Origin of the sequence: Cellvibrio polysaccharolyticus, from assembly GCF_015182315.1 — a bacterium.
Taxonomy (GTDB): Bacteria; Pseudomonadota; Gammaproteobacteria; order Pseudomonadales; family Cellvibrionaceae; genus Cellvibrio; species Cellvibrio polysaccharolyticus.
The window spans coordinates 1,929,917-1,956,911 of the sequence record NZ_PRDL01000001.1; the positions used below are offsets into that span (position 1 = coordinate 1,929,917).

A 26,995-nucleotide genomic window follows, 5' to 3' on the forward strand; every position below is an offset into this window, starting at 1 on the left:
CATGTTCCCGTATCGTTACCGGTCATGCGGCGACGACCCGGTTTCCTATTGAGAGTTACGATAAATTTCAAAAGTGCATTTGGCACTAACTTTCCTGAACGTTGCGTTAAACCGCTAAACATTCATAACGCCTCAATAACGGGCAGCAGTTTTGCTGCGTCCGGCGCCGAAGGCGCGAAGTTGATTGATTTGTTATGTAGCTTTAATAACACGTTCAATTGTATCCCTGCCTAAAAAACCATAATTCAATTCGACCCACTTAATAGATTGACGATATCGCTTACCACCTTCCTGCTGTTTTCCAATGATTTGGAAAGAATTGTTATTTAGTATTGCCTCATAAATAGAGGCATCGCTCTGAGATTTAGCTGTTGATATAAAGTATGCGTCGACTGCCCTAGCACATCTTATAAGCATTGTAATTAAGGTCGTAACATCTTTTAGTGTATATTTATTTTTTTCGAAGTTATCCAAGGCAAGATTTATATCAAAATGATGAAAATCATCGAATATTTGTTGTGATCTTTCGGCCAAATACTGTTTAGATGATTTCGAGATACAAGCATTTGATGAGTTTGCATGAACTACTTTATTTCGCCAGTGACAGAGTAGCTCCGTCAAAATTATCCATTCTTTTTCAACATTTGGAATCCCTGTTAAGAAGTCTGAAGCTCTATCCGCTTTCGAAATATTTTGTTTGGGTGACTCATTAAAGTTTTTTCCAGTCCCTAACCAAAAGTTATCTTTGCTTATCTTTGATAGATATTCGAAAAAGCTTTCGACTGAGTAAACAATCGAAGATTTTATTGCAAACCGCCTAGCATTAATGCTTGAGCTAGTAACATTTCCGGGCTTCCAAGAAATATTCAACTCTTTTGGAGGGGCAGTTTCTTGTGTTAATTGCGAGAGAGAAACTGCGATCGTGTTCATGCAGTGAACGCTATGTCCTATGTCATCCAGGAATACTTTTAAATATGTTGTTTCGGACATACAGAGCCTATAGTGGTGGCATTGTCAGGATTCGAACCTGCATTTCCGGCTTTAAATAAGAACTTTTAGTAACCGATGTCTTACCGTTAGACGATGATGCCAATTTGATTTTAACCTTATTTAGACGCTTGGCTAGGGGGGGCTCTAGCTCAGGCTACATAGTATCTTGATAACGCGCATGCGCGTTTTACTGCCTGGCGGTGCTCGTTATCATTCTTATCCAAACAGGCAAGTTGCTGACTATAAAGTGGTTTTTATAGAAAGCAAGATGGATAACGTGCATTTATGAGTAGATAAACGAGCAAGGTTTGGGTGGGAGTTTTAATGCACTGTATAAATACGCAGATTTTGATTCGCTTGTTACGGGGTCGGTTATTTGAGAATGGGAATACAAAGCCTGATGGGGCCAGGCTCAATCTGTTAGCAGGTCTCAAATTGGCTCAGACGGACGGAATGCTTACTAACCAACCCCAAAGTTGAGGTTGGTTAATAGTGTGTGACTTGATAGATATCAGACCTTCCGCTTTTTCAAAATAACTCCACACTCCAAATGGTGCGTATAAGGAAACTGATCAAACACCGCGAAAGCACTTATATCGTGGGTTTGGGTGATGGTTTCCAGGTTGGCTTTGAGAGTGGTCGGGTTGCAGGAGATGTAGATAATATTGTCAAAACGCTGGGTTACCGATGTGGTGTAAGGGTCCATACCGGCGCGGGGCGGGTCTACAAAAATAGTACTGAAATTGTAGTCGTCCAGGTTGACGTGGGCGAGGCGGTTGAAGGCGCGTACTTTGTCCAGTGCTTGCACAAACTCTTCGCTCGACATGCGGCCAATGGCGATGTTCTCCACCTTGTTCAATTCAATATTAAACAGCGCGGAATTCACTGAGGGCTTGGATAACTCGGTGGCCATCACTTTATTGAAATTGGTAGACAAGGGCAGGGTGAAGTTGCCGTTGCCGCAATACAATTCCAGCAAGTCGCCGCCGTGGTCGCGGCTGTGGTTTACCGCCCAGTTGAGCATTTTTTCGCACACAACCGCATTGGGTTGGGTAAAGCCGGATTCAATTTGCTGGTACTGCCAGGTTTTGCCAGCCACCTGCATGGTTTCTACTACGTAATCGCGAGACGCCGCCACTTTTTGCCCACGGCTGCGGCCAATAATCAGCAAACCAATTTCCTGGCTGAGTGCTTGTGCCGTGGCAAGCCAGTTGTCATCCAGTTGTTTGTGGTAAACCAGCGTTACCATGGCTTCGCCACTTTGTGTGGTGAGAAATTCTACCTGGTAAATTTTCTTGCGCAGAATCTCGCTGTTGTTCAGTGCATCGCGCAGCAAGGTCATTTTTTCATTGAGCAACTGCGAGCCGATGGGGAAGTCGGTTACGTCGTAAGGCGTCTTGGCTTTGTCATTGGCGAACATCACGTAGTTAACGATGTCGCCTTTGTGCCACATACGAAACTCTGCACGCATGCGGAAGTGGCTTACCGGCGATTCAAATACTTCGATATCGGGCAGGGCAAAAGCAGAAAAGTCCTCGCGTAGCAGCTGGATTTTTTGCTGGAGTTGTTGCGGGTAAAGGCTGGTATCTAACGTAGTATTTGACATGTAGTAACAACTTCAAATCGATGTATAAGACAGGCCGGTGTCGGGTTGAGTGTGTGACCCGGCTTCAAAACCGCCAATGATAACGTAATCCCGGCGGCGGGTGTTTTCTGCGGATGGTCGCGCCGGGTTATTCCCGTGGGATCGGCAGGCTGATACTGAACAGGGCGCCTTTACCGGGGCTGCTTTCCACGCTGATTTTGCCTTTATGGTGTTCAGAAATGATAAACCAGGACACCGACAAGCCCAGCCCGGTGCCTTTGCCGACATCTTTGGTGGTGTAGAACGGCTCGAAGATGTGCTTTTTGATCTCGTCGGACATGCCTGGGCCGTTGTCTTCTACTTCTATTATCACCTCGTGCTCGTCGGGGTAGGCGCGTACGACCAGTTTGGGCGCTTCAGGCATGCTGGCTGCCGCTTCGGTCATTGCATGGCGGGCGTTGCTGATCAGGTTGAGCAGTACTTGCTGCAACTCGGCGCTGCTGCCGAACACCTTGGGCAGGTCTGGTGCGATTTCTTTTATAACGGTAAGCGCCTGCTTTTTCGAGCTGCTACTGCTGATGCCCAGCTCGATGCTGTGGTCAATCACGTTGTTCAAATCAATAAGGCCTGCCACCCGCTGGCTGGCGTGGGAAAATTCCAGCATGTTTTTCACGATGTGCGCCGAGCGTTCGCCGGCCTGTTTAATGTCGTCAAGGAATTGCTTGATGCCGCGTTTTTCCAGATAGGTTTGCAGCACTTCCAGATCCAGCCCTAAGGTATCTGCCAGTTGGCGGTTGCGCTCAAAGCCGGGGCGCAAGCGGCGGGTGACGTTTTGCAGGTTTTGCAAGATGGTGCCGAGCGGGTTGTTGATCTCATGAGCGATACCCGCTGCCAGTTCGCCGAGCGACAGCATTTTTTCATTTTGAATAATCATGTGCTCAATTTTGACTTTGGCGGTTACGTCATCCAGCCGTATCACCGCGCCGGTGCCTTCTGCCACTGGTAGCGGGTAAATGGTCATGTCGGTGTAGCGTGCTTCGCTGCCAAAGCCTTCACGCACGTTTTCCTTGCGCCAAAGGCGGCCCGACGCCAGCGTTTGCTGAATCAGTAACGGGGTGATGAGGCTTTCCGGGTAAAGCTGGCAAATGGACTGCCCCATGGCTTGCCGGGCAGTAACGCCGGTGTTGAGTTCTGCCTCGCGGTTCCAGTGGGTGACCTTGCCGGTGTTTTCTACGCCGATGATCACCGAGGGCATGGCATTGAGGATGCTGTACAAATAGGCCTTGGTATTGCGCAGCAGATCCACAGTTTTCTCGTGGTTGGCGATTTCCTCGGCCAGCCGGTGGTTGCTGCTTTCCAAGCTGGCGGTGCGCTCCTGAATACGCTGCTCCAGTTCTTTATGCGATTCTCGCAGCGCTTCGCGGGTGCGGTTGTTGTTCACCCGGCTGCGTTGTAGCCCCATGATCAGCAGGCTTTGCAGTGCGAGTAATAAACTGATGATGATCCACAGCACATAGCGGGTAGGGGCGTCATCCTCTGTTGCGGTGTCTGCCAGCGCCGGGTGCGAGCATAAGACCAGTACGGCCAGCAGCGCCTTCATGCTTATAAAGCGACGCATTAACGCCCGAGCAGGGTGGCCGGGTGAGTGACGGGCAGAGGTGAATAGCGCAAGCAGCACAGGAAGCTCCGAAAAATGGAAATATTCAAACAGGTGCGCATTGTAGCTCGCGTTGCGAATGCGCTCAAAAGTTCGTCGTGATGTGCAAAACACGGTCGATTTGATCATCAAAAAGCCTTTAAAAAACAATATGTTAGTTTTTTTAAAAAGATTGCCGAAAAAGGTTTGACAAGGTTTTTGAAATCGGTAGAATGCGCACCACTCGACGGGCGGTTAGCTCAGTTGGTAGAGCAATGCCCTTACAAGGCATGGGTCACAAGTTCGAGTCTTGTACCGCCCACCACATTTTTTATGTGGAGTTTGTTGAGTAATGCGGACCGGTAGTTCAGTTGGTTAGAATGCCGGCCTGTCACGCCGGAGGTCGCGGGTTCGAGCCCCGTCCGGTCCGCCACTTAATAGAAGCCCCCAACTTCGGTTGGGGGTTTTTTATTTTTTTGCCGCAAAATTCGTCTCTCCGCCATTTTCTGCTTGCAATCTTCCCTGGTTTTCCTTTAGTTTCGAAATTCCTGCCGTGCTCGCAACAAAATTGTCATAGTTTTTGCTTAGTATTTAAGCACTGGACGGCTGGCGGGAAAGGAAAACCCGGCAGGAAGGGAATCCTTTCGTTCTTTCGCTGTCTTTATACCCGCGGCTACAGCGAAGGCATTCAAGCAATAACATAAGCCGTATTTACTTTTTATTTAATTACCATGAGGACCCCTGTTATGCAGGACTACATTGAAGAACTACTCGCAACCGGCTACGACGAAGCCGATGATGAACTGACCGAGGATTATTCCGAGGTTTAACCGGGCAGGGTGTTTTGCCCGGTTTTGTTTCACTTTTTGAACACTTGCAACATTTGAAGGCATTACGCCGTTAGCTTTACCCTCTGACAGCCTCCTTTCTTACTGCATTTTCAGACTGACCCTCCCGTTACTTGCTGCTAAATTGCCGATTTGATCACGGCAGTTTGTTTGACTTGCTCTCATAATTTCAGGTATTGCGTCACACCACGCTAACACCGGTTTTTCAGGGTAAGGATGTACCATGCAGACGTTTTCCTCCGAGCAGTTGGATGCGGTTTTTCTATGGGAGGGGGATACCATTGTTCGCGACCTGTTGTGGCCGGAATTTGAAGCCATTCTCGATGGTTTTATTCCGGTCAACGAGTATGCAGGTCGTCTCGCCAAAGCTGTTTTCGTCCGCGTTGATTCCCGTCTTCACATTACTGCTGCCGTATTCTTTGTGCTTGAGGTTGATGCCGATGGCATGGTGAGCCGCCGTTGGAATGTGCCTTTATTTCGTCTGGTTGAACAGGCGGCCAAAGGGCCGGATCTTGGCGCAGGGCCGATTCGCCTGGCGTGCTTCAGCCAATGCCCTATTGAATGGCAGCGCAATAATTTGTGGGACCCGCACATGGAGCCCGGCAACAACAGCTTTGCGCTGTTGCGCAAACGGGTTGCGGCGAATACTCCCGGTTTTGTTTTTCGCGCTCTCACGGAGCCGGAAGACGAGGAGCCGGTGGCAGTTTCCGACGATGCACAGCAGGCCTGGCGGCAATCTGTTAAAGAGAGTTATTTTCGGGCCTTTCGTATCCGTCTGGCACGGGTAATCCGCGAGCAGCGGCTGCGTATCGCAACCCTCACCAATGAGCATAAAAATGTGCTTCGTCTGCGGCAGCAACAACATCAGCAGCGACTTGCGGAGCATCAACAGGTCATTGCTGAAAACGCCTCGCAACTGCAAGCATTGCAACAGCAAAACCAATTGTTGAATCAGCAATTGCAAGAGGCTGCTTCGCGTTTCGAATTGCTTGAGCAGCGCTTTGGCGAACAACAGGATGCGGCGCAAGCACTGGTAAATAATGCTGAGGTGCCGGAAAACCACGATGAGATAGCCCACCAAAGCGCAGCGCTGCAGGTGCTGCAAGAGCGGCTGGATCATCGCGAGATGGAGTTGTTCTACCGGCAGCAGCAGGAAAATAATCTTAACGATGAAATTGCGCACATGCGCGATGAAAATGCCCGCTTGCTGGAGCAGGGGGGCGATTATCTTTTACCGCGTTTACAGCAAGCCGGTTTGCGCTTTGTTTCCATTCAGCCCGGGGTTGGCACTATTGAGCTGGCGCTGGCAGACCTTCCGTTATTACTGGATAACCCCCAGCAGCTGGTGTCGCGCTTTGCCGGCGTTAATGAAACTGTGTATCGCGCCTGGCTGGGGCATTATCAGCAGCCTTGTTGTCAGCACCGCGATGCCCAGGGGCATTTTTGTGGCCAAACGATTTTGCGCACTGAGGTTCCGGTTGATTTTATCCTGGGTGAAAGCGACCGTTGTGAGTTGCATCAGCCCCGTGCCACCATCTGCCACGGATAAATAGAGTCGGGAGTTATTGGGTTGAATTCTTGTGACGAAACAGAGCTGCTCGCTTTATTGCAGCAACGCGCTGCTGCGGTGCCTATGCAACCTGTGGTTTTGCCCGCGCTGGCGCGTGTTGGCGTTGAGTTAATGGTTCGCCGCGATGATTTGATTGATCAACGAATGAGCGGCAACAAATTTTATAAACTGTTCTGGAATTTACAGCGGGCAAAGGCTGCCGGTGTTCGGCAAATTGCCAGCTTTGGTGGTGCCTGGTCGAATCATTTATACGCCTTGGCGGCAGTGGGTCAGGCGTCCGGGTTAAAAACCCTGGGCGTTATTCGTGGTGACCGGCCAGCCGTGTTAAGCGATACCTTGCGCGATGTTGAAGCCATGGGCATGAGGCTGTGTTTTGTTGCGCGGGAAACCTATCGCCAGTTAACACGGCAAGCGGATCAGCAAACTGCTTTTCAGTCGTGGCTCGCCGGGCGTTACGGGGATGTATGGCTGATACCGGAAGGCGGTGCCAATAGTGATGGTGCTCGCGGTGCAATGGCCATTGGTCAGGCTATTGAGCAGCAGTTGCAGGGGCATTATGACCAGGTGTGGGTGGCCACTGCCACCGGCACTACGCTCGCCGGGCTGGCAGCGGGTTTGCCGGCCGGAAAAATTGCCGGTGGCATTTCGGTGCTTAAAGGGCAGGGCAGTATGAGTGCGGATATTGAACGGCTCTACCGCCAGCAGCTCGGCGCCCGGCATTTGCTGCAAGCTGGTCGTTGGCGGTTGGTGAGCGGTTTTCATGGTGGTGGTTATGCGCGAAAACTGCCGGCGACGTTACAAAAGTTTCAACAGGATTTCGAAGCGCAGCATGAAATTTTGCTGGACCCGGTGTACACCCTGAAATTATTTTTTGCTATCTCCAGTCTGGCGCAAGCCGGATATTGGCGGCGCGGCACCCGGGTGGTGGTTGTGCATTCCGGCGGGCTGCAAGGTCGGCGGGGTTTTTCCCAGGCATTGCCCGAGGCTATCTTTTCAGCTGCGTCAGCTTGCAGCGGTGGTCAGCAAGGGGCGGTGCCCGGCCAGTGATCGGGCACCAGACAATGCCTTTTGTATTCATACCAGCGGTCATTTGAAGGCTGCATTTCTGCCAGCATCACCGGAAAGTGATGTTGTTCCGCGTCAACCAACCCTCGCCATAAATCAACTTTGTTTTGTGTTTCTGTGGCGGCTGCTGTGGCCGGTGCCAGCCAGTGCGCTTTTGGTAAAAATATAAAACGACTGTCAGGCGCTGCGCGTAAAAAATGTTCGGCATACCACCATTGCCCCCGTAAATGATGCGCGTGGGCGTGTTGCGGCGGCGCTATATTGCCTTCGGCCGGATAGAAAAAATAGCCTTTAATAATGCAGCGTGCCGGGGCGGGTGACAGGCTTGGGCAGGTTTGCCGGAGTAGTGCGCTGCCTGCATCGGTGTTGCCGAGTTGCAGTTGGTGTTGTGCCAAATGCTGAAATTTTCCGGCGGCGCTGTCGCGGCTGTCCGGCCCTGGCCATGCGCGCCAGTCGCCGGGAAAAGATTCCCGCGCTGGCACACCAAGATAAAATTTCACCGCAATTTCCAGTGGCAGGTAGTGGTCGCCACGCTGCAGGATAAAATCAAACGCGCCTGCGGTTTGCCGCCCTTTATTCAGCGGCTGATAAACCGGCAAATTATGCGCAAGCAGCGTGCAATCTCCGTTAAATAACGGCGCATGCATTAAAAGAAATTGCCATAAAGCTTCGAAGTAAAGCCCGAGGCGATGGGGTTGCCGGGCGAGATATTCGTGCAGGGCATCCGGTGTCTGATCCAGCTGCAGCAGCCATTGCCAGAGACTTTCTTTATTTTCCGGAACCGGGAGTTGAGGCAGTTCTGGCAAGTTTTCCAGCAGTGGCGGGCTGAGCGCTGCCCAGGCGAGATCGCGAGTTGCCCGGTGTTGCAGCATTTGCAGTTGCGTGAGCCATGTCCCTTCCAAGCCGGTCTATTCCACTGTATGTTGTCGTTGATGCGGCTATAATGCCGGTTTTGTGCGGTGTCCTGATGGAAAAAATATGACACATTTCAACACGGTTGGACTTATTGGTCACCTCAATAATGAGCGTGCGACCTATTCCATCAAACGCCTGATTCGTTTTCTTCAGAAGGCTGACAAACGCTTTGTGCTGGAAGATAAAACCGCCCGGCTGCTGACTGACCCGGCACTGCTCAATAGTGCCCATCAGGTGGTAGAAATGGAAGCGCTGGGTAATATTTGCGATTTGGTGATTGTGGTGGGTGGCGACGGCAGTTTGTTGCGTGGCGCCCGTGCTTTGGCTCGCTTCAATGTGCCTTTGCTGGGCATTAATCGCGGCCGCCTCGGCTTTTTAACGGACATTACCCCGGAAGATATCGAGCAGAAAGTGGGCGAAGTTCTTTCCGGTCAATACACCTCTGATCAACGTTTTTTGCTGGATATGGCGGTAGTGCGCGGCCAGGAAGTGGTTGCCACGGGCGACGCCCTTAACGATGTGGTGCTGCACCCTGGCCAGTTTATCCATATGCTCGAATACGAGCTGTATGTGGATGAACATTTTGTAACCAGCCAGCGTTCTGACGGGATGATCGTCTCTACCCCGACCGGCTCAACGGCTTACGCCCTGAGCGGCGGCGGCCCCATTATGCATCCCAAGCTGGATGCCATTGTGCTGGTGCCGATGAATCCGCATACACTGAGCAGCCGGCCGATGGTGGTATCCGGGGACAGTATTATCAAAATTGTGGTGGGTGCTCATAGCGCCGCCCAGCCGCTGGTAACCTGCGATGGCCAGAGTCACGCGGGCGTGGAGGCGGGTGATGAAATCCATATTCGTAAAAAACTGCATCGTTTGACGCTGATTCATCCCCTGAACCATAACTTTTATGAGCGGTGCCGTTCAAAACTGGGATGGGGCACTCAACTACTAAACTCCTGATATGTTTGCACTTCGAGCTTTATTTTCCGATTTGATTTTACGTCCTGTCGAAGGTTACGACCTTATTGGCGATGTTCACGGGTGCGCCGAAACTCTCGCGCGGTTGCTTGAAAAGCTGGGCTACAGCAAGCAGCTCGGGGTTTATCAGCATCCACGCCGCATTGCTATTTTCCTCGGCGATATCATTGACCGTGGCCCGCGGGTGCGTGAGGCGCTGCATCTGGTGCACGATATGGTGATGCGGCGCTCGGCGATGATCGTGATTGGTAATCACGAGTTCAATGCCATGACCTGGGCGCGCATTAACGAAAACGGCGAATATTTACGGCCGCACACCCCGCGCAATACCCGTCAGTTGGAAGCCACGTTGGAGCAGTTCGCCAACTATTCCGATGAATGGCAGTATTTTCTGCGCTGGTTTGAAGAAATTCCCTTGTTTATGGAAATACCGGCGCGGGACAATTTCAGTGCCTTCCGGGTAGTACATGCCTGCTGGGATCCCCGCTTGATTGAGCATCATCAAGCCAATTACGGCGATGGTCACTTTGATGAGGCGTTTATTTGCGCTTCCGTGGTGCCGGGTAATGACGCCTGGTACACCCGACAGCGACTGACCAGCGGTATTGATATCCCCATGCCGCAGGGTATGAGCATGGTTTCCAGTGATGGCCTGCGTCGATCTTCCTTCCGCACCAAATTTTGGGCGACCAACCCGCAAACCTACGGCGAAGTGCTGTTCCAGCCCGACCCCTTACCCGAATCCCTGGCGCGCACCCCGATTTCTGCTGACCACCGCCTGCAAATGGTGCACTATGACAAGCACCAACCACCGCTTTTTATCGGTCATTACTGGCTCAAGGGCAAGCCGGAACCCATAACGCACAATCTGGCCTGTCTGGATTACAGTGCGGTCAAATACGGTCGGCTGGTGGCTTACCGCATGGATGGTGAGGCGCGTTTGTCGATGGATAAATTTGTCTGGGAAAATGTTGATCCCTGATGTGTTGTTGAAAACAGGATATTGCTCGTGAATTGGATAGAAGTGCGGCGCCTGCCGCTTGATCAGAACCTGGCAGCCCTGAGTCGTTTTTTGCAGGCGCGTGGCCTGCATCATCGCATTACCGAAGAACGCGGTGAGCAAGTGGTTGCGGTGCAAGACCCGGCAGCGGTAGAGCCGCTGGGGCGAATGATTGACGAATTTCTCGGTGGCGGCATTGAGCTGCCCGAAGAAGCGCCGGTTGTAACCACTGGCCGATCCGACACCATTCAGCCATGGGAAACCCCTATGACGCTGTTGTTTATTATTCTCAGCGTAATCGGCTGCCTGGTTGTTGAAACCGCTGCCGGTCGTGAATGGCTGCCCTGGTTTACCTTTCAGTCGTTCAGCCGTTATGAGTTTGTGCCGATTTCCGAAGGCATTTTTGCCGGTGAAATCTGGCGGCTGGTAACGCCGGCGTTTTTGCATTTCGGCTTCTTTCATTTGCTGTTCAACAGTCTCTGGTTGTGGGATTTGGGGCGTCGCCTCGAGTTTGGCCTGGGGCGCTGGCATTACGTCGCTTTTGTGCTGGGCACTGCCGCTGCTTCCAACGTCAGCCAATATATGTGGAGCGGCTCGGCCATGTTTGGTGGTATGTCCGGCGTAGTTTTTGCGCTGGTCGGGTTTATCTGGGTGCGCCAGCGGTTTGACAAGCATCCGCTGTATGCGGTGCCCAAAGCGATTATTGGATTTATGCTGGTTTGGCTGGTGGTGTGTATGACCGGCCTGGTGGATTATTTTATTGGTGGATCGGTAGCCAACGCTGCACACGTGGGCGGTCTGGTTGCCGGTATGCTGTGGGCGTATGTCGTTACGCCACGCAATCGCACGAGGTAAAACAATGAATTTTCAGGATATGCTGAACGGCCTGACGCCGGATATTTACCAGCGTTTGAAGCTGGCCGTGGAGTTGGGAAAATGGCCGGATGGCAAGCGTTTGACCGCTGAACAGCGCGAGTTGTGTATGCAGGCGATGATTGCCTGGGAGCATAAAAATTTGCCACCCGAGCAGCACACCGGCTATATAGAACCGGAGCCGCACACCCATTGCGGCACTGATGATCACGACGATCATCACGAACCCAAACCGCTGAAGTGGTTGTAAGCGCCGGATAGCATTGCCCGGTTTTACAGTTTTCCCGCGACCTGTTCGCGATACTTTTTACGGATTTACTCAGACTTATGTCCAGTGCAAGCCAGCCGCAACCGATTTTACTTGCCAACTACACCGTGCCTTCCTATTTGGTTTTAAAAACCGATTTGACTTTTGATCTGCACGACGACCAAACCCGGGTAACCGCGTTGTTGACCTTGCAGCGTAACCCGCAGGCGGTGACTGATGTTGATTCGCTGGTGCTGCATGGCAGTGAGTTGGAGCTGGAATCTATCGCGCTGGATGATCGCGTATTAACGGCCGCCGAGTATCAGGTAGACGGTGAGAGCCTGACCCTGACCGGTTTGCCATCGCAACTAACCTTGCGCATTGTTACCCGCATCAAACCGCACCTGAATACCTCGCTGGAAGGTTTGTATCAGTCTCGCGGTTTGTATTGCACCCAATGCGAAGCCGAAGGTTTCCGCAAGATTACCTACTACCCGGATCGACCGGATGTAATGAGTGAATTTACCACGCGCATTACCGCCGACCGCCAGCGTTATCCGGTTCTGCTATCCAACGGCAACCTGGTAGAGCAGGGCGAGTTGGACGGCGGACGGCATTTTGCGGTATGGCACGATCCGTTTAAAAAACCGGCATATTTATTTGCACTGGTGGCCGGTGATTTGTCGTTTATTGAAAACCATTTTGTCACCCGCTCCGGGCGCGATGTGACTTTGCGCATTTATGTGGAGGCAAAAGACCTCGACAAATGCGACCATGCCATGGACTCGCTGAAAAATTCCATGCATTGGGACGAAGAAGTCTACGGCCGCGAATACGATCTCGACATTTTTATGATCGTTGCCGTAGATGATTTCAATATGGGCGCGATGGAAAACAAGGGGCTGAATATTTTCAACACCTCTTGCGTGCTGGCCAAACCCGAAACCACGACGGATGTTGGTTTTCAGCGGGTAGAAGCGGTAGTGGCCCACGAATATTTTCACAACTGGAGCGGCAACCGCGTTACCTGTCGCGACTGGTTCCAGTTGAGTTTGAAAGAAGGTTTTACGGTATACCGCGATGCAGAGTTTTCTGCCGATATGGGCTCGCGCACGGTAAAACGGATTGAAGATGTTGCGCTGTTGCGCACGCTGCAATTTGCCGAAGATGGCGGTCCTATGGCGCATGCGGTCAGACCCGCGTCCTACATTGAAATATCCAACTTTTACACGCTGACCATTTACGAAAAAGGCGCCGAGCTGGTGCGTATGCTGGCAACCTTGTTAGGCCCGGAAAAATTTCGTGAAGGCAGCGATTTGTATTTTGATCGTCACGATGGCCAGGCGGTAACTACCGACGATTTTGTGCAGGCCATGGCGGATGTTTCCGGTCGTGATCTTGGCCAATTCAAACGCTGGTACAGCCAGGCGGGTACACCGCGTATAGAAGTATCCGATCATTACGATGAAGATGCGCTGGAATACAGCCTGACCTTCCGCCAAAGCTGCCCGCCCACGCCGGAAAACACCAACAAGCAGCCGTTCCATATTCCGGTAAAAACCGGTTTGTTGGGCACCGCCGGTGATTTGCCGTTGCGACTCAAAGATCACCCGGTCGATACCGAAACCTCTGACAATACCTCTATCGTGCTTGAGTTGACCGAAGCCGAGCAGACTTTTGTATTTCAGCAAGTGCATGAAAAGCCGGTACCTTCAGTGCTGCGTGGTTTCTCCGCGCCGGTGAAATTGCATTACTCCTGGCAGCGCGAGGATCTTATTACCTTGATGAGCCGCGACAGTGACGGTTTTAATCGTTGGGAAGCAAGCCAGCAATTAGCGTTGCGGGTATTGCACGATCTGATGCAGGAAGCGTCACTGGCCACCGTTTCTGCTGCTACCGAAGAAGCTATTGCGGCATTGATTGACGCGCTCCAAAGCGTGGTACAGGACGAAACACTGGACCCGGCCATGGTGGCTTACATGCTCACCTTGCCGACCGAAGCCTACATCAGTGAGCTGGCCACAGTGATTGATGTAGACGCGATCCACCAGGCTCGCCAATACTTGCAAGGCCGTATTGCTCATGCGCTCAAATCGGCGTTTGTATCTATCTACCAGCGCTACGATCATCAGCAAGCTTACCGTGCCGATGCCCGTGGTATTGCCGATCGCAGTTTGAAAAATACAGCGCTGCATTATTTGAGCTTGCTGGACGACGAAAGCTGGATTGAAACCTGTTACGAACAATACCGCGCTGCCAGCAATATGACCGATGCCATGGCAGCATTGACGCGGCTGGTGAACACCGATAATCCGCTGGCGGCTACCCTGGCTGAAAATGCGCTGGATAATTTCTACCAGCGCTGGCAGCAGGAGCCCTTGGTAGTTAACCAATGGTTTTCTGTTCAGGCCGGTTGCAACTTGCCGGATACCCTGGCGCAGGTTAAGAAATTACAAAAACACCCGGCATTCGATAGCCGTAACCCCAATAAAATTCGTGCCTTGATTGGCGTGTTCTGTAATAACAATGCGGTAAATTTCCATCGCCTTGACGAACAGCAACAAGGGCAGGGCTATCGTTTCCTGGCGGATGAAATTATTCGCCTCAACAAACAAAACCCGCAAATTGCTGCACGCTTGCTCACGCCGCTGACCAAATGGCGCAAGTACGACGAAACCCGTCAGCAGTTGATGAAAGCCGAGCTGCAACGCATTTTGCAGGAAGAGCTTTCCCGCGATGTTTATGAAGTGGTCAGTAAAAGCCTTGCCGAAGCCTGAGCTGAAAAAACAGCCCGGTTATAAGTGCGGTTGCTGAGGTTTTTCATCGCCGGGTCGTAATCGCGGGTTTTCAGCAGGGTGTCGTGGTTGCGTATTAATATGAAATGGCCGGTATTTTCCGAGAAAATGCCGGCTTTTTTGCGGTTGCAGTCACTGTGGTGAGCAAAGACGCTTGCGACAGTGGCAGATTGTTATACATTTACTTCAGGTTCATTCAGGCAGGTTCTGATTCTTATTATGCAGTTTTTATTTTCCCGTTACCTGATGCTGGTTACGCTGGCGTCACTTCCTTTTATGGCGCAGCAGACGTTTGCCCAGTCGGCAGACGCCTCAACTGACGACCTTGCAACTGAAACTTCCGAGGCGCCTTCATCCGATGCGGCTGTGGTGGAAGCGCCGGTGCTGCTTGCCGAATCTACTACCGAGGAGATGGATCCGCAGCGAGAACCGTCTGAAGCGCTGAATCAACCGGAGCAACCCGTTGCCGTATCTTCGATCAGCAGCGCGGCACATTCTTCCGTTGTTGCGGTGAGTGCGCCTGTCTCTTCAGTGGCGGTTTCCAGCGAAGCCAGCAGCAGTGTTGCGGCGGAAATTGCTGCCAGTAGCGAATCCTCAGCGTTTCCCAGAGCAGAAAACATCGATTTAAAAGAAGTGGTTCGATCTCCGGAAGAAGCTGGCGAATCCTCATCCAGCAGCTCCAGCGTTGCGGTTGTAAATGAAGTGGTGGCTGCATCGTCGGCATCCTCAGCAACCGGTCAGTCAAAAGTGATTCTTGGCGTTGAAGTGGCGCCTGGTACGGCAGCGCGTCTGGTATGGACGCCGGATACGGTGGTAGCCGGTCTTGCCGAGCAGACGCCCGTATTGGTAGTGAATGGTCGCCAAAGCGGCCCGACCTTATGTTTAACCGGCGCGGTGCACGGCGATGAACTTAACGGCATCGAGATGATCCGCCGCGTGCTTTATCAACTGGATCCGGAAAAACTCACCGGTACTGTGATTGGTGTGCCGGTCGTCAACCTGATGGGTTTTCGTCGCAATTCCCGTTACCTGCCGGATCGTCGCGATCTCAACCGCTATTTCCCCGGCAACACCCGTGGCAGTTCTGCCTCGCGCATTGCGCACTCGTTTTTTACCAATATCATCAGCCAGTGTAATGCGTTGGTAGATATTCACACAGGTTCGTTTCACCGCACCAACCTGACCCAGTTACGTGCTGATTTATCCAACGAAAGTGTTGCGGCGCTGGCACAAAGTTTTGGCAATATTGCAGTGCTGAACAGCCGTGGCAATGCCGGTTCGTTGCGTTCTGCGGCGGTGCGCGCCGGTATTCCTTCGGTCACCGTAGAAGCAGGCGAGCCGATGCGGATGCAAGGCGATATTGTTGAAGAAGGTACGCGTGCTATTGAAACGTTGATGGCAAAAATGAATATGTATGGTCGTCAAAACAAATGGCAGCGCAGTGCACCGGTGTATTACAAGTCTGTTTGGGTGCGTGCTAACCAGAGCGGCATTCTGTTTTCCCGCGCCCCCCTGGGCAAGCGCGTGAACAAAGGCGAAGTGTTGGGCACCGTGACCGACCCGATTACTAACGCCAAAAGCGATGTCGTTTCGCCGTATCAGGGCAGAATTTTAGGTATGGCGCTTGATCAGGTGGTGTTGCCCGGTTTTGCTGCTTACCACATTGGTATTCAAACCCCGGAAGCCATCCTGATTGAAGAGGGCTTGCTGGATGAAGAAGACGGTGATGACGTACAACGAACGCCTTCCCAGGATACGGTTAACGATCTTGATGCCCTGACGCGGCCGCAGGATATGGATGACGAGGAATAGAGGTAATAAGTGAGCTTGATGCAAAACTGATAATGCTATTTTGATGAAATTAATGAGTCCCAGGCGCTTGCCTGAGACTCTATTTTTATAGTTTGGCTAAAATCAATTTAGCTAAATTTTAATGTTCGAGTGGACTTTAAGTAGTGACGAAGCTACTCGGAAAAATGCAGTAATGCTTCGTTATGATCGAATACTTGCCAATTTTGGGACTCGGGTTTTTTGCCAAGGTGAACGCCTATTCCGTATTCAGGCCAGGCTGCATCAAACAGAATGTCTTGCCCGCTGCCGGAAGATTGGAGTGTATGAGCTACTAGCGGTGCAACGGAAATTCTGTTTTTGGCTAAATTCAGAATACCTTGCAATGCGGGATCTGCATATTTGCTGGCAGATGCCCAAGATCTTTCCAACAGTAAGCCTTGTTCTTTTCTGAGCATATTAATGGTGGACATATCTTTGTGTTTTATTGTCATATGACCGTGAAAAGGCTCCTTTCTATGGCAGTCTAGGCAAAGCACCATTAAATTCTTAGCAGAATTATCATTTTTCACTCCATTTACGTGATGTGTATGAAGCAATTTCCTTGCCGTCACAAGGCACACTTTGCACTCCTGGCAAGTGAAGTCGGCAGATTCTCTGAAGTGAAGTGAGACTTTCTCCCAATCTTCTGTATATCCATAGATAGCATTTTCAGGTTTTGCTTTTGGCAGGAATGAAAAAAGAGAGCTGTATGTTGAAAAGAACTCCAAAGGATTAAATTTTTCAACTATCACGTTTCTTTGTGGAGCAGTTAATTTGCTGGCATTCTGGTAATTAAGTTGGCTGATGCAGTTCTTGCATACATTTAATTTGGCTTTATCTTTAATGGGTGAACCGCTCTTTGATGTTCCAAATATATCAAACTCCCCCGATGTATTATTCGTAACATGGTAGCGTTCAAATCTATTTCTAGCTCTCATATCTTTTAGGGTTCTGCAGTCGAATACGTGAAATTTATTTCCGAGTGCCGAATTTTTCAGCGCATCATCAATTTTGAATCCGTGATCTGAGATAAAAAGAATTACCTGACGTCCTTTGACACTCAATAGCCCCTGTGTGGACGATATTTGATCCAGAGTAATTTCGATACTGCTGGAGCTTAATTGCGTGTCGAAATCAATGTCTGTGTCTTGCCATATACTATCAAGGTCGACTTCTCTTTTTCGAGCTCCCATTCGTTCGACGTTTGTCCACAGTTGGGTTAAATCTACGGTGAGTTTCATTCTGTTGCCTCCAGGATCCTTTTAATCTGTATTTCGGCATTCGTTACTACACGGAAACTCACTCTTCGGGACTTTACAGAGTCCTCGATATTTTTTTCATCCAGTATCAGTTTTGAAGATGAAAAGCCTACTGCAGCAAATTTGCTTTTAATCCAGTCTTTATGTGCTGCACTTGTTTCCAGATCATGGACGAAACTCAGTACAGATCTTGTTCTTCCTTGTGACAAATCCATATAGTGAAAATAAGCATCGCGTTCTGAAGAGTTGCTGTTCCATTGGCTGCTTGTATGGCCCTCAATTCTTACCTCATTGATAGAGCTTTTATATTGCTCCAATACACTCATGTATCTCGGAAAAAAATCAGTCAATAAGTGTTTGTACTGGTCGCTCAGGTGGGATTCACCTACTTTGAATAATACATCTGGAGACTTGAAGGTAAATGTGAGCGTATCTTCATCAATGTCTGCATTCCATTTGTTGAGATCCGGCTCAAATTCCTTTTTCAGGTCTTGATATATCGCGACCTGATTTTCCTGATATGCGACGGCTACTTGCTTGATCTTGTCTCGCTCGATAAAAGCATGTCGCATCAGTGTTATTGCAATGAATAAAAAAACAATCATTAAGCAAGACATCAAATCACTAACGGATAGCCAGTGTGAATCGTCTTCCTGATGTGTTTCGTTTTTGAAGATTTCCATATTTTTTTCTACTGGATTTGTTTTCTGACAACATCATTCATTTTGGTCACTAATTGACTATAGTCATTAGTGAATTGTCCACTTATAGAGGCAAGCGCGTTCGCCATATGTTGAATAACTTTGGTTATTTCCTCTCCAAGTGTTTTGTCAATCATTTCAACCTGCTTGTTGATGGACTCGCCTGTGTTGGAAAGGGCATTCTCTATGGTCTTTTCCAGACCCGCAAAAACTTTTTCGGATGACTTGATGTGTTCTTGAGCACTCGACTCTATACTTTTGGATAGGTTTTCACGCATTTTTTCCAAATCTTTGTTGAATGCTTTGCTTATGTTGTCTGATCCTTCAATCAATTCGCTTGACGCCAGTTTAAAGTTGTTATTCAGGGATTTTCCTCCTTCCAGTAACTCAGCTAGAAGATTTCGCATGTGTGTATCAATGTCTGATATGGCTGCGTTCAGATGTTCCTTAATTTCTTCTGTAGATGTTGCTGTTGCAGAGGCTGAGTTAATAAGAGCTGCTCGTGTTTGATCAACTGCATCCCGGTATTGATCTGCACTTTCAGTTATTCCTCTAGCCAGTTCAGTGCTCGCAGTTTGTGCGCCCTGGATGGCCATTTGTACTTGCGCTTTTATTTCCGGGACAGCTTCTACGGCTTTATCCCGAACATCTTTAAACGCAACCAAATGACGATCCAGCTCTGAGATTTGATGTTGATTTACTTCAATTACCTCTTTGAGTTCTTTCATTGAGGCAGGTATGGATTTGGTTTCTTCACTTATGGTTACTACGGAAGCCTTTGTGAGAGTAATTGCCTCTACACCTTGGTTATATTGCAGCATCATTTCCGCTAGCTGGTGCTTATAGTTTTCTTGCCAGTTTACGAGTTCCCTAACCGCACTATTGAGCTCTTTGAAATTTTGCCCAAACTGTTCTATTAAATTGTTATTAAAATCTTGAATTACCTGCTTTAAAGCCTCAATAACCTGTTCGGTTGCAGATTTTGAAAGCATATCAGCAAAGTCCTGAAATTTAATCCAAAGCTTATCTTCGAATAAATGGAAAGATTCACTGTTTGAAATGATGTTTTTAGAAATACCACCTAATTTTTCATTGCTTAAAATAATTTGCTCATGCATTTTTTTATGGTTCTCTCCTGCGTCAGCCCGTAAAATTTTTAGCTGACTCATAAGGCTTGATTCGTCATTGTCCCCTATGATTTTTTTCAATGATATGATTGCTTCTGCTTGCTGTTGCATTACTAAAAAGAAATCTTTAGTAGATATATTGTCGGGAGTTTCTGTGTCGCCTATTTTCTTGTTTCCCCATTTGGATGACAGTAGAGATTTGAAAATTATAGACAGGGTCATGCCCACGAGACTGGTGATGAACGCAGTTTTTAATCCACCCAGCAGCATTGAAATGCTGCCATCAATATTATTAGGGTCAAAGCCTAGCAGGCCGACGATGATTCCAGCAAAAGTGCCCAAAATTCCAATAGAAGTTAAAAGGGTTGGTGTATACAGTACAAATGAACTCGCTTCGCCAGATCTTTTAAAAAGGACTGAGACAAGAAAAACCGCGATCATTATCCAGATGAATGCCTCAGTCAAAAAGTTCGCTGTGGCGTTTTGAAGGATTTCTTCAAGAAACGGTGCCAAAATCATATATTTATCCGTAATTTAGGAGCTATTTTGTTAAAAGCGAGGACTTATACGCCATAAGCTCGTTGGCGTCCATTGCAACATATTACATGGTGATTTTGGTTGAAAAATGATCTTTGATCGTGGCTCGAAGCTTGGATCGCAGGCTTTAAATATCAGGATTGAAGTTTCTGAGCCCAAGCCAGGGTGAAGGAAGATCGGGAAGGGGAGCTGCCAGAGTAGTGAGTTTAAAGTCACATCGTGCGAGTGGCATGAATTGGGATGGCCATCACCTGACTATCGAGGGCTTAATTGTTTTTGCGAAATTATTTTTCGGCGAGGCTTAATTCAATTATCTGCAAGCTGCAATATAGCTTGCCACTCTTGTTCGCTCACCGGTTGAATGGATAAACGCGCCTGTTTTAGCAGCACCATATTTTCCAAAACGGTTTGCTGTTTAATTAGCGATAACGGGATAACTTGCTTGAACTGACTGGTCAGTTTGATATCCACCGCCACCCAGCGCGGTAAGTCCGGCGTGGCTTTGCTATCAAAGTAGGGGCTTTGCGGATCAAATTGGGTGGGGTCCGGGTAAGCGGCTTTTACGACTTCGGCAATACCCACCACGCCCGGTTGTTTGCAGTGGCTGTGGTAGATAAAAACCGCATCACCTTTGGCCACCTGGTCGCGCAAAAAATTGCGCGCCTGATAATTGCGAATGCCATCCCAGCGGCCGGTTTTTTTCGGTTGCGCTGCCAGATGCTCAATACCGAACACATCCGGTTCTGCCTTGAATAACCAATATTGCATGGTTGAATTACCTGTAATCAATCAGGCCAGTTGATTCCACACGCTAAGGCGCTCAACGGTTTCCTGGTCAACCTGCTCCAGCACAATGCGACGCTTGTCTGCATCAACGCTGTTGACCATCACATAGACTTTTTCATCCAGTCGATATTGTTTGCCATCCAGCGTGAGGCTGAAGCGGCGCGGGTCAAACGTGGGCTTGATGCCGGCATCTTTATCGGCCAGCTGCACATAACCTTCCACACCGATATCATCCAGCCGCGCAGAGAAACCATGGGCATTAATCTGGGTGATGATGCCGGTGTGCACGCTGCCCGCATGTTGGGCAACGTATTGGCAGCAAAGCCACAATTCCAGTTGGCGGCACGCCTGACGGCCCAGCGCGATTTGTTCTTGCAGTTTTTCTATCAGGGTGTCTTCTTTTGCGAGTGGTGGAAGGCCCTGCAAAATGCGTTTGATGGCAATGTGATTGAAAAAATCGTTGTAGCGACGAATCGGCGAGGTCATGGTGGCATAGGCTTCAAAGCCCAGACCGAAATGGTGCGGACACTCAAAAGACAGCGCGCCCGCTTGCAGCATCCGTTGTAGTACCGCTTGCAGCGGAGCATTGAGATCCTGCTGATCAAGATTCAAGCGCAAGGTGCGCAACAGGCGTTGGAAGTTTGCCAGTTGCGTTAAATCGCCGATATAAAAGTCAGGTTTGTCTTCTTTTACAAGGCTGACAACATCATCAACCCGCTCCGGGCGGAAACCGATATGGCTGGAAAAAATGCCGTAACCGGGATTGCGTTTAAACAGCAGCCCCGCAGAAATATTGGTTGCCAGCATGGCTTCTTCAACCAGCTTGTGAGCAAGGTTGCGCTGGCGTTTTTCAACGCGTTCGATTTTTTTCTGATCATTAAGCTGATAAAAGTAATCGGGCTTTTCTTCCATTACCAGCGCGTGGGTTGTGCGGTAGTCGCCGCGCACCTGGGCAAAGCGATGCAGCTCGCGCAGCATTTGATGTGTCTCTGCCGGTGCGTCGATGGCTTCGCTGTTGCCTTCAAGAAATTCGTGAACGTTCTGGTAGCTGAGCTTGAAGTGCGAACGAATCAGCGCTTCCTGGAAAGAAAAATCGTTCAGTTCGCCGTTGGCATCAATGTCCATCTGACAGATCAGAGCCGGGCGATTTTGCTCAGGTACCAGCGAAAACGTGTCGTGCGCCAGTTCAACTGGCAGCATGGAAATGGAATAGCCGAGCAGATAAACGGTGTTGGCTCTTTCCCGTGCGGCAAGTTCCAGCGGGCTGCCGGCAGCGATATAACGGGTGGGGTCGGCAATCGCTACGGTCAGGCGCCAGCCGGATTGCAGCGCTTCGATATGAATGGCGTCATCCATATCACGGGTATTTTCTGCATCAATAGTAACGAATGGCAAATGGGTCAGGTCAGCAAGGTCGGCCAGCTGTTGCGCGGCATTACCCTGAATGTCGCGCGCCTGCTGCAGAGCAGCATCGCTCCATTCCGCCGGTAATTGATGGCGGGCGGCAATGTAACGGCTCTCGATGCCGGCATCTTCAGGCTTTCCGAGGTTGCTGATAACTTTAATTTGCGCCTTGCCCTGGTTGTGAAACGGGTGACGGCCAATTTCGCAGAGCAGGTAGTCACCCTCTTTGGAGAGTTGACGCTCTTGCGGAGGAATAAATAACCAGCGGGTGAACATGGGCAAATCCGGCTCGGCGAAATGCGCATTACCTTTCAGTACATGGCGGCCGGTAAAACGTTTCATCGGGCTGTGCAACAGCTTTTCAAGACGGGCCTCAAGTTGGCCTTTTTTGTTGGTGATAACTTCTATTTCCACCCGGTCATCGGGTAGTACGCGCAGCATCTGCTCGGGGTCGACAAAAGCCTCGCGGCCGTCGTCCAGTTTGATAAAACCAAAGCGTTTGGTAGTAGTGCGAACTACACCCTGAGCGATATCTTTACTCGATTGCAGATTGGTTTTCAGTTGTGAGAGTTGTTGCAGCGCGTCGTTATTCAGCATGAAAAGAAACTTTAAGTCGATGAATGGTCAGGGCGCGATCATAACAGGAAAAGCAAACCGCCGTCCCGACTGTGTTTTCCGGTGTCGGGCTGCGCACTGCCGCAATTTTTTAAACAGTGGCCTGAACACGCCCGTGGAGCATGGCTTATGCTGTTATCAGGCGTTGCATACAGCTCACTGAAATTGAGAGGAAATTCCTATGTCAGTAACCGTTAACCCGTTGTTATGGCGAGATCAACTTTACATCAATGGCCAATGGCGCGCCGCCGCCAGCGGTGCCCGATTTGCGGTCGATAATCCCTCTACCGGCGACACTCTTGCCGAGGTGGCCGACGCCTCAGCCGATGATGCTGTAGCCGCGGTAGAAGCTGCCGCTGCGGCCTTGCCCGGCTGGCAAGCGCTCACCGCGAAAAAACGCAGCCAATTGCTGCGAGGCTGGTTTGATCTGGTTATGCAGCATCAGGAGGATCTGGCGCGGATTCTGACCCTGGAGCAAGGTAAACCCTTGAAAGAAGCGGCCGGTGAAATTGCTTACGGGGCCAGCTACATCGAATGGTTTGCCGAGGAGGCCAAGCGTATTTACGGGGATGTAATAGCACCACCGGCGGCGGATAAACGTATCGTTACGCTGAAACAGGGGGTTGGGGTGGTAACCGCTATAACCCCATGGAATTTCCCAAATGCCATGCTGGCGCGTAAGATTGCGCCCGCGCTGGCCGCCGGTTGTACGCTGGTTGCCAAACCGGCGGCCCAAACGCCGCTTTCCGCTCTGGCCCTGGCGGCGCTGGCTGAAGAGGCGGGCATTCCTGCCGGGGTGATTAATATCGTTACCGGGACGGATGCCGCTGCCATTGGCGAGGTATTGACCACGCACCCGCTGGTGCGCAAGGTCACCTTTACCGGTTCTACCGCCGTGGGCAAAAAGCTCATCGCGCAAACTGCCGATAGCGTTAAAAAAGTCACCATGGAGCTGGGCGGTAATGCGCCTTTCATTGTATTTGACGATGCTGATCTTGATGCGGCGGTGGACGGCGCGGTCGTTTCGAAGTTTCGTAATGCCGGCCAGACCTGTGTATGCGCCAACCGTTTTTATGTTCACGCGAGTGTGTATGATGCCTTCGCCAAAAAATTGCAGGTTGCTACAGAGGCGCTTCGAGTAGGTGATGGCTTGCAACAGGACGTTACCCTGGGCCCGCTGATTAACGAAGCCGCGGTGAAGAAAGTTGAAGACCTGGTAGCGGATGCGGTTGCGCGAGGCGCAAAAATCGTCACTGGTGGACAGCGTCTGTCATCCGGGTCGCTGTTTTATTTGCCAACGCTACTGGTTGATGTACCACCAGACGCTCGCCTGGCGGCTGAAGAAATTTTTGGCCCGGTGGCCGCCCTGATTCGTTTTACCAATGAAGCCGAGGTGGCCGAATGGGCTAACGCCTCTGAATTTGGCCTGGCCGCCTACTTTTACACGCAGAATCAAGCCCGTATCTGGCGTTTTTCAGAGCGGTTGGAAACTGGCATGGTGGCCGTTAACGATGGTGCCCTGTCCAATGAAATGGCGCCTTTCGGCGGCATCAAGCAATCCGGCATGGGGCGCGAAGGCTCCCGATACGGCATCAATGATTATCTCAACATCAAGTATCTCGCCATTGGCGGTATACATCCGGACTAGATTGTCGGCGTTACTGTTAAAGAGCAGGGCTTGATCCGTACGAGAAAACGGCCATCCACAGGGTGGCCGTTTTGCAAAACAGGGTGATAACAATGGCGTATTTCTTGCGTTGTCACCCGGTTAACAGGGATGGTGTCAGTTTTTTGTCGCCTCGTTCGAGCAACCCAAACAACTCGAACGATAAGCCCGGGCACCGTCAGCGCTTCAGGAAACAAGCTCTTACTTTTATCCCTTTGCGGATGTCTTTAACAGGAATACAACAATGACAAACTGGTATCAGAATCTCGGATTTCGCTGGAAGTTAACCCTCCCACTGGTTCTGTTGGTAGTTCTTTTTATCTACGTTGGATTGTATGCGGTGCGTTCCAGCCAGACGCTGGCAAGCCATGCCGAAGTGGTGGCAGGAACCAATCTCCCCGAAATCGAATTGTTGCTGCAGGCCGATCGCGACCTGTATCAGGCGCTGTCAGCCGAGCGTGCACTGTTAACCGGCCAGTGGACTGACGAAGAGTGGAAAGCGCTGGAACTTGAACACGCTGAGAACGTTGAGCAAAGCCGTGATCGGGTTATGCAGTCGTTTGCCTTGTCGGACACCGCTACCGCGGCTGAACGGGAAGAGTTTTTGCGTCTGCTGGATGCCTGGGTGAAATACTCATCCGGTCTGGTTCAGCAGGCAGCCACCGCAGGCGAGGGCGTGGATACCTCGAACCTTACCGATGAAGAAGCCCTGTTTGCTGACGAAATTGTGCTGCGTTCCGACCTGTTGGAGCAGTCATTTAATGAAGGTTACGCCACCTTTACCAACCTGCGTAACTTCATTGATCAGGTGGGCGACCGCCGCATGAATCACATCGAACGCCTTACCCAAACCATCAACGATGACAGCCAGCGTATTACCCGCCAGCTGATTCTTTGTGTGGTAGCGGGCACGCTGGTCATTATGCTGGCCGCCTGGTTGTTGCCGCTGCTGGTGACGGTGCCCTTGAAGACCATCAGTGGCCGTATTCGCAATATCGCGGAAGGCGATGGCGACCTGACCATTCGCATCAACATTGACCGTCAGGATGAACTGGGCGAGCTGGCCGGTAACGTCAACCTCTTTATGGAAAAGCTGCAAAAGCTGATTGGCGAGATTCGCTCCAATAGTGAAGAAGTGTCGGGTGCGGCGGAATTTCTGTTAACCGTGTCGGGTAGCAGTGAACAAGCCGCTGATGAACAGTGCCAGGCCATTACCATGGTAGTTGCGGCGGTGAACGAGCTGACGGTGGCTATCCAGGAAGTGGCGCGCAACACCGGCGATACGGCGCAAAGTGCCCGCGAAGCCAATACCACTACCGAGATGGGCCAGACCCGTATTCGCACCGCTGTAGATCGCGTCAAACATTTGTCAGCGCACATTACTACGACGGCGGACATCATGGTGCGCCTGGAGCAGGAAGCCAGGCAGGTTACCTCGGTAATTGATGTGATTCGCGGTGTGGCCGAGCAAACCAACTTGCTGGCATTAAACGCGGCGATTGAGGCAGCGCGTGCCGGTGAGTCAGGGCGTGGATTCGCGGTAGTAGCGGACGAAGTGCGTACCCTCGCCAGCCGCACCCAGCAGTCCACCACCGATATTCAGGGCATGTTGAGCCAATTGCAGGCCGGTGTACAAAAAGCCGTAGAAGCGATGAATGCCAGCGCCAGTATGACTGACGATGCGGTTGTTGCTGCCAATGAAGCCGGTGAATCCCTTGCCGGTATCGCCGCCGCGGTGCAAAACATCACCAATATGTCGATCCAGATCGCAACGGCGGCGGAAGAGCAAAGTTCGGTAACCGCCGAGATTGACAAGAATCTGGTAGGCATCAACCAGCTGGCCACGTCTACCTCGGGCGATGCCGGTAAAACGGCAAGCGCCAGTCAGCAGCTTAACCAGCTCTCGGTTGGCTTGCGTCAGCTGCTGGGCAGTTTCCGCATATGAGTCGGTACCTGCCACGGTTACAGGCAGCCTGGCATAACCTCGTATTAGTGGGGATGCCAGGGGCGGGTAAAAGTACTCTGGGCGTGTTGTTGGCTAAAGAGTTGGCGCTGGGTTTTGTTGATACCGATTTGTTGATTCAAACCGATGTGGGCAAGACCTTGCAGCAGATTGTCGACACTGAGGGCTATCTGGCCCTTCGCGAGCATGAGTCGCGGGTGCTGGCCAATTTGGCTCTCTCGGACAGCGTTATCGCCACCGGCGGCAGCGCTGTGTACAGCGAGCAGGCAATGACGGCTCTGCGCGCGCGGGGGCTTGTTGTGTATCTGGATGTGTCACTGCCAGCGCTACGCAGCCGTATTACCAACTACGATCAGCGCGGTATTGCGCGGAGGCCCGATCAGAGCTTTGAAGATCTGTATGAAGAGCGCAAGGCGCTTTATCTGAAATGGGCTGACACGGTGATTTTCTGTGAGGGTAAATCGCCGGATGATGTTGTCCGTGACGTGCTGGCAGCGGTGGCGGTTTAATTTCCGTTAAAGAAATGCGCTAGTGATCGACTATGCTTGAAACCCTGACAGCTGCCGCGTGTGATTACCGGCGGCTGTCAGTTTGGCAGGCTT

At 50.8% G+C, this 26,995-nt stretch carries 20 protein-coding genes and 2 tRNA genes; 13 read left to right on the forward strand and 9 right to left on the reverse strand.

From position 1 onward, the window contains the following. Window positions 1-192 precede the first annotated feature (192 nt). From C4F51_RS08255 to C4F51_RS08265, 3 genes are all read right to left on the reverse strand, one after another. Complete coding sequence (locus C4F51_RS08255; protein WP_202987652.1) at window positions 193-930, reverse strand: hypothetical protein; 738 nt, start codon at window positions 928-930, stop codon at window positions 193-195. A gap of 571 nt (window positions 931-1,501) precedes the next feature. After that, window positions 1,502-2,596, reverse strand: a complete 1,095-nt coding sequence (gene trmA, locus C4F51_RS08260; protein WP_193908861.1) for a tRNA (uridine(54)-C5)-methyltransferase TrmA — start codon at window positions 2,594-2,596, stop codon at window positions 1,502-1,504. Between the two features lie 127 nt (window positions 2,597-2,723). Beyond that, complete coding sequence (locus C4F51_RS08265) at window positions 2,724-4,253, reverse strand: two-component system sensor histidine kinase NtrB (RefSeq protein WP_193908863.1); 1,530 nt, start codon at window positions 4,251-4,253, stop codon at window positions 2,724-2,726. Between the two features lie 207 nt (window positions 4,254-4,460). On the opposite strand from C4F51_RS08265, the gene C4F51_RS08270 reads away from it, so the two are divergent. From C4F51_RS08270 to C4F51_RS08285, 4 genes are all read left to right on the forward strand, one after another. Next, a tRNA-Val gene (locus C4F51_RS08270) sits at window positions 4,461-4,536 on the forward strand. Window positions 4,537-4,567: 31 nt separating this feature from the next. Then, window positions 4,568-4,644 (forward strand) — tRNA-Asp (locus C4F51_RS08275). A 638-nt stretch (window positions 4,645-5,282) separates the two neighbouring features. After that, entirely contained in the window at window positions 5,283-6,608 is a 1,326-nt protein-coding gene (locus C4F51_RS08280; protein ID WP_193908865.1) for a hypothetical protein, read from the forward strand. A gap of 21 nt (window positions 6,609-6,629) precedes the next feature. Next, a complete protein-coding gene (locus C4F51_RS08285) occupies window positions 6,630-7,676 on the forward strand; it encodes a 1-aminocyclopropane-1-carboxylate deaminase/D-cysteine desulfhydrase (protein WP_193908867.1) in 1,047 nt (348 codons plus the stop codon). Here C4F51_RS08285 and C4F51_RS08290 read toward each other — a convergent pair. Continuing rightward, complete coding sequence (locus tag C4F51_RS08290) at window positions 7,649-8,596, reverse strand: DUF1853 family protein (RefSeq protein WP_193908869.1); 948 nt, start codon at window positions 8,594-8,596, stop codon at window positions 7,649-7,651. The genes C4F51_RS08285 and C4F51_RS08290 overlap by 28 nt on opposite strands. Before the next feature lie 76 nt (window positions 8,597-8,672). On the opposite strand from C4F51_RS08290, the gene C4F51_RS08295 reads away from it, so the two are divergent. The 6 genes from C4F51_RS08295 to C4F51_RS08320 all read left to right on the forward strand — a co-directional run bounded on the left by C4F51_RS08295 (window position 8,673) and on the right by C4F51_RS08320 (window position 16,317). After that, complete coding sequence (locus C4F51_RS08295) at window positions 8,673-9,572, forward strand: NAD(+) kinase (RefSeq protein WP_193908871.1); 900 nt, start codon at window positions 8,673-8,675, stop codon at window positions 9,570-9,572. A gap of 1 nt (window position 9,573) precedes the next feature. Beyond that, the gene (locus C4F51_RS08300; RefSeq protein ID WP_193908873.1) at window positions 9,574-10,572 is read left to right on the forward strand and encodes a metallophosphoesterase; all 999 of its coding nucleotides are present in this window, start codon (window positions 9,574-9,576) and stop codon (window positions 10,570-10,572) included. Between the two features lie 27 nt (window positions 10,573-10,599). Beyond that, window positions 10,600-11,445, forward strand: a complete 846-nt coding sequence (locus C4F51_RS08305) for a rhomboid family intramembrane serine protease (RefSeq protein WP_193908874.1) — start codon at window positions 10,600-10,602, stop codon at window positions 11,443-11,445. Window positions 11,446-11,449: 4 nt separating this feature from the next. Then, window positions 11,450-11,713: a YeaC family protein gene (locus C4F51_RS08310; RefSeq protein ID WP_193908875.1), complete on the forward strand. Its 264-nt coding sequence runs from the start codon at window positions 11,450-11,452 to the stop codon at window positions 11,711-11,713. Window positions 11,714-11,790: 77 nt separating this feature from the next. Then, entirely contained in the window at window positions 11,791-14,487 is a 2,697-nt protein-coding gene (pepN, locus tag C4F51_RS08315) for an aminopeptidase N (protein ID WP_193908876.1), read from the forward strand. A 237-nt stretch (window positions 14,488-14,724) separates the two neighbouring features. Continuing rightward, window positions 14,725-16,317, forward strand: coding sequence for a succinylglutamate desuccinylase/aspartoacylase family protein (locus tag C4F51_RS08320; protein WP_235992304.1), 1,593 nt, complete (start codon window positions 14,725-14,727; stop codon window positions 16,315-16,317). A gap of 152 nt (window positions 16,318-16,469) precedes the next feature. Here the strand turns inward: C4F51_RS08320 and C4F51_RS08325 are convergent, their stop codons facing one another. The 5 genes from C4F51_RS08325 to C4F51_RS08345 all read right to left on the reverse strand — a co-directional run bounded on the left by C4F51_RS08325 (window position 16,470) and on the right by C4F51_RS08345 (window position 22,746). Next, window positions 16,470-17,576 carry an HNH endonuclease gene (locus C4F51_RS08325; RefSeq protein WP_193908877.1) on the reverse strand — a complete coding sequence of 369 codons (1,107 nt, stop codon included), beginning with the start codon at window positions 17,574-17,576 and terminating at the stop codon, window positions 16,470-16,472. Beyond that, a complete protein-coding gene (locus C4F51_RS08330; protein WP_193908878.1) occupies window positions 17,573-18,277 on the reverse strand; it encodes an OmpA/MotB family protein in 705 nt (234 codons plus the stop codon). Before C4F51_RS08330 ends, C4F51_RS08325 begins: the two co-directional genes overlap by 4 nt. Window positions 18,278-18,285: 8 nt before the next feature. Continuing rightward, a complete protein-coding gene (locus C4F51_RS08335) occupies window positions 18,286-19,941 on the reverse strand; it encodes a hypothetical protein (RefSeq protein ID WP_193908879.1) in 1,656 nt (551 codons plus the stop codon). A 324-nt stretch (window positions 19,942-20,265) separates the two neighbouring features. Then, window positions 20,266-20,727, reverse strand: a complete 462-nt coding sequence (locus C4F51_RS08340; protein WP_193908881.1) for an EVE domain-containing protein — start codon at window positions 20,725-20,727, stop codon at window positions 20,266-20,268. A gap of 21 nt (window positions 20,728-20,748) precedes the next feature. Next, window positions 20,749-22,746, reverse strand: a complete 1,998-nt coding sequence (locus C4F51_RS08345; RefSeq protein ID WP_193908883.1) for a VacB/RNase II family 3'-5' exoribonuclease — start codon at window positions 22,744-22,746, stop codon at window positions 20,749-20,751. A 199-nt stretch (window positions 22,747-22,945) separates the two neighbouring features. Between C4F51_RS08345 and C4F51_RS08350 the strand changes: the two genes are divergently transcribed. From C4F51_RS08350 to C4F51_RS08360, 3 genes are all read left to right on the forward strand, one after another. Next, window positions 22,946-24,412 (forward strand): NAD-dependent succinate-semialdehyde dehydrogenase, encoded by a 1,467-nt coding sequence (locus C4F51_RS08350; protein WP_193908885.1) that lies wholly within the window; start codon window positions 22,946-22,948, stop codon window positions 24,410-24,412. A gap of 262 nt (window positions 24,413-24,674) precedes the next feature. After that, window positions 24,675-26,375 (forward strand): methyl-accepting chemotaxis protein, encoded by a 1,701-nt coding sequence (locus C4F51_RS08355; RefSeq protein WP_193908887.1) that lies wholly within the window; start codon window positions 24,675-24,677, stop codon window positions 26,373-26,375. Next, entirely contained in the window at window positions 26,372-26,902 is a 531-nt protein-coding gene (locus tag C4F51_RS08360; RefSeq protein WP_193908889.1) for a shikimate kinase, read from the forward strand. Before C4F51_RS08355 ends, C4F51_RS08360 begins: the two co-directional genes overlap by 4 nt. Window positions 26,903-26,995 lie beyond the last annotated feature (93 nt).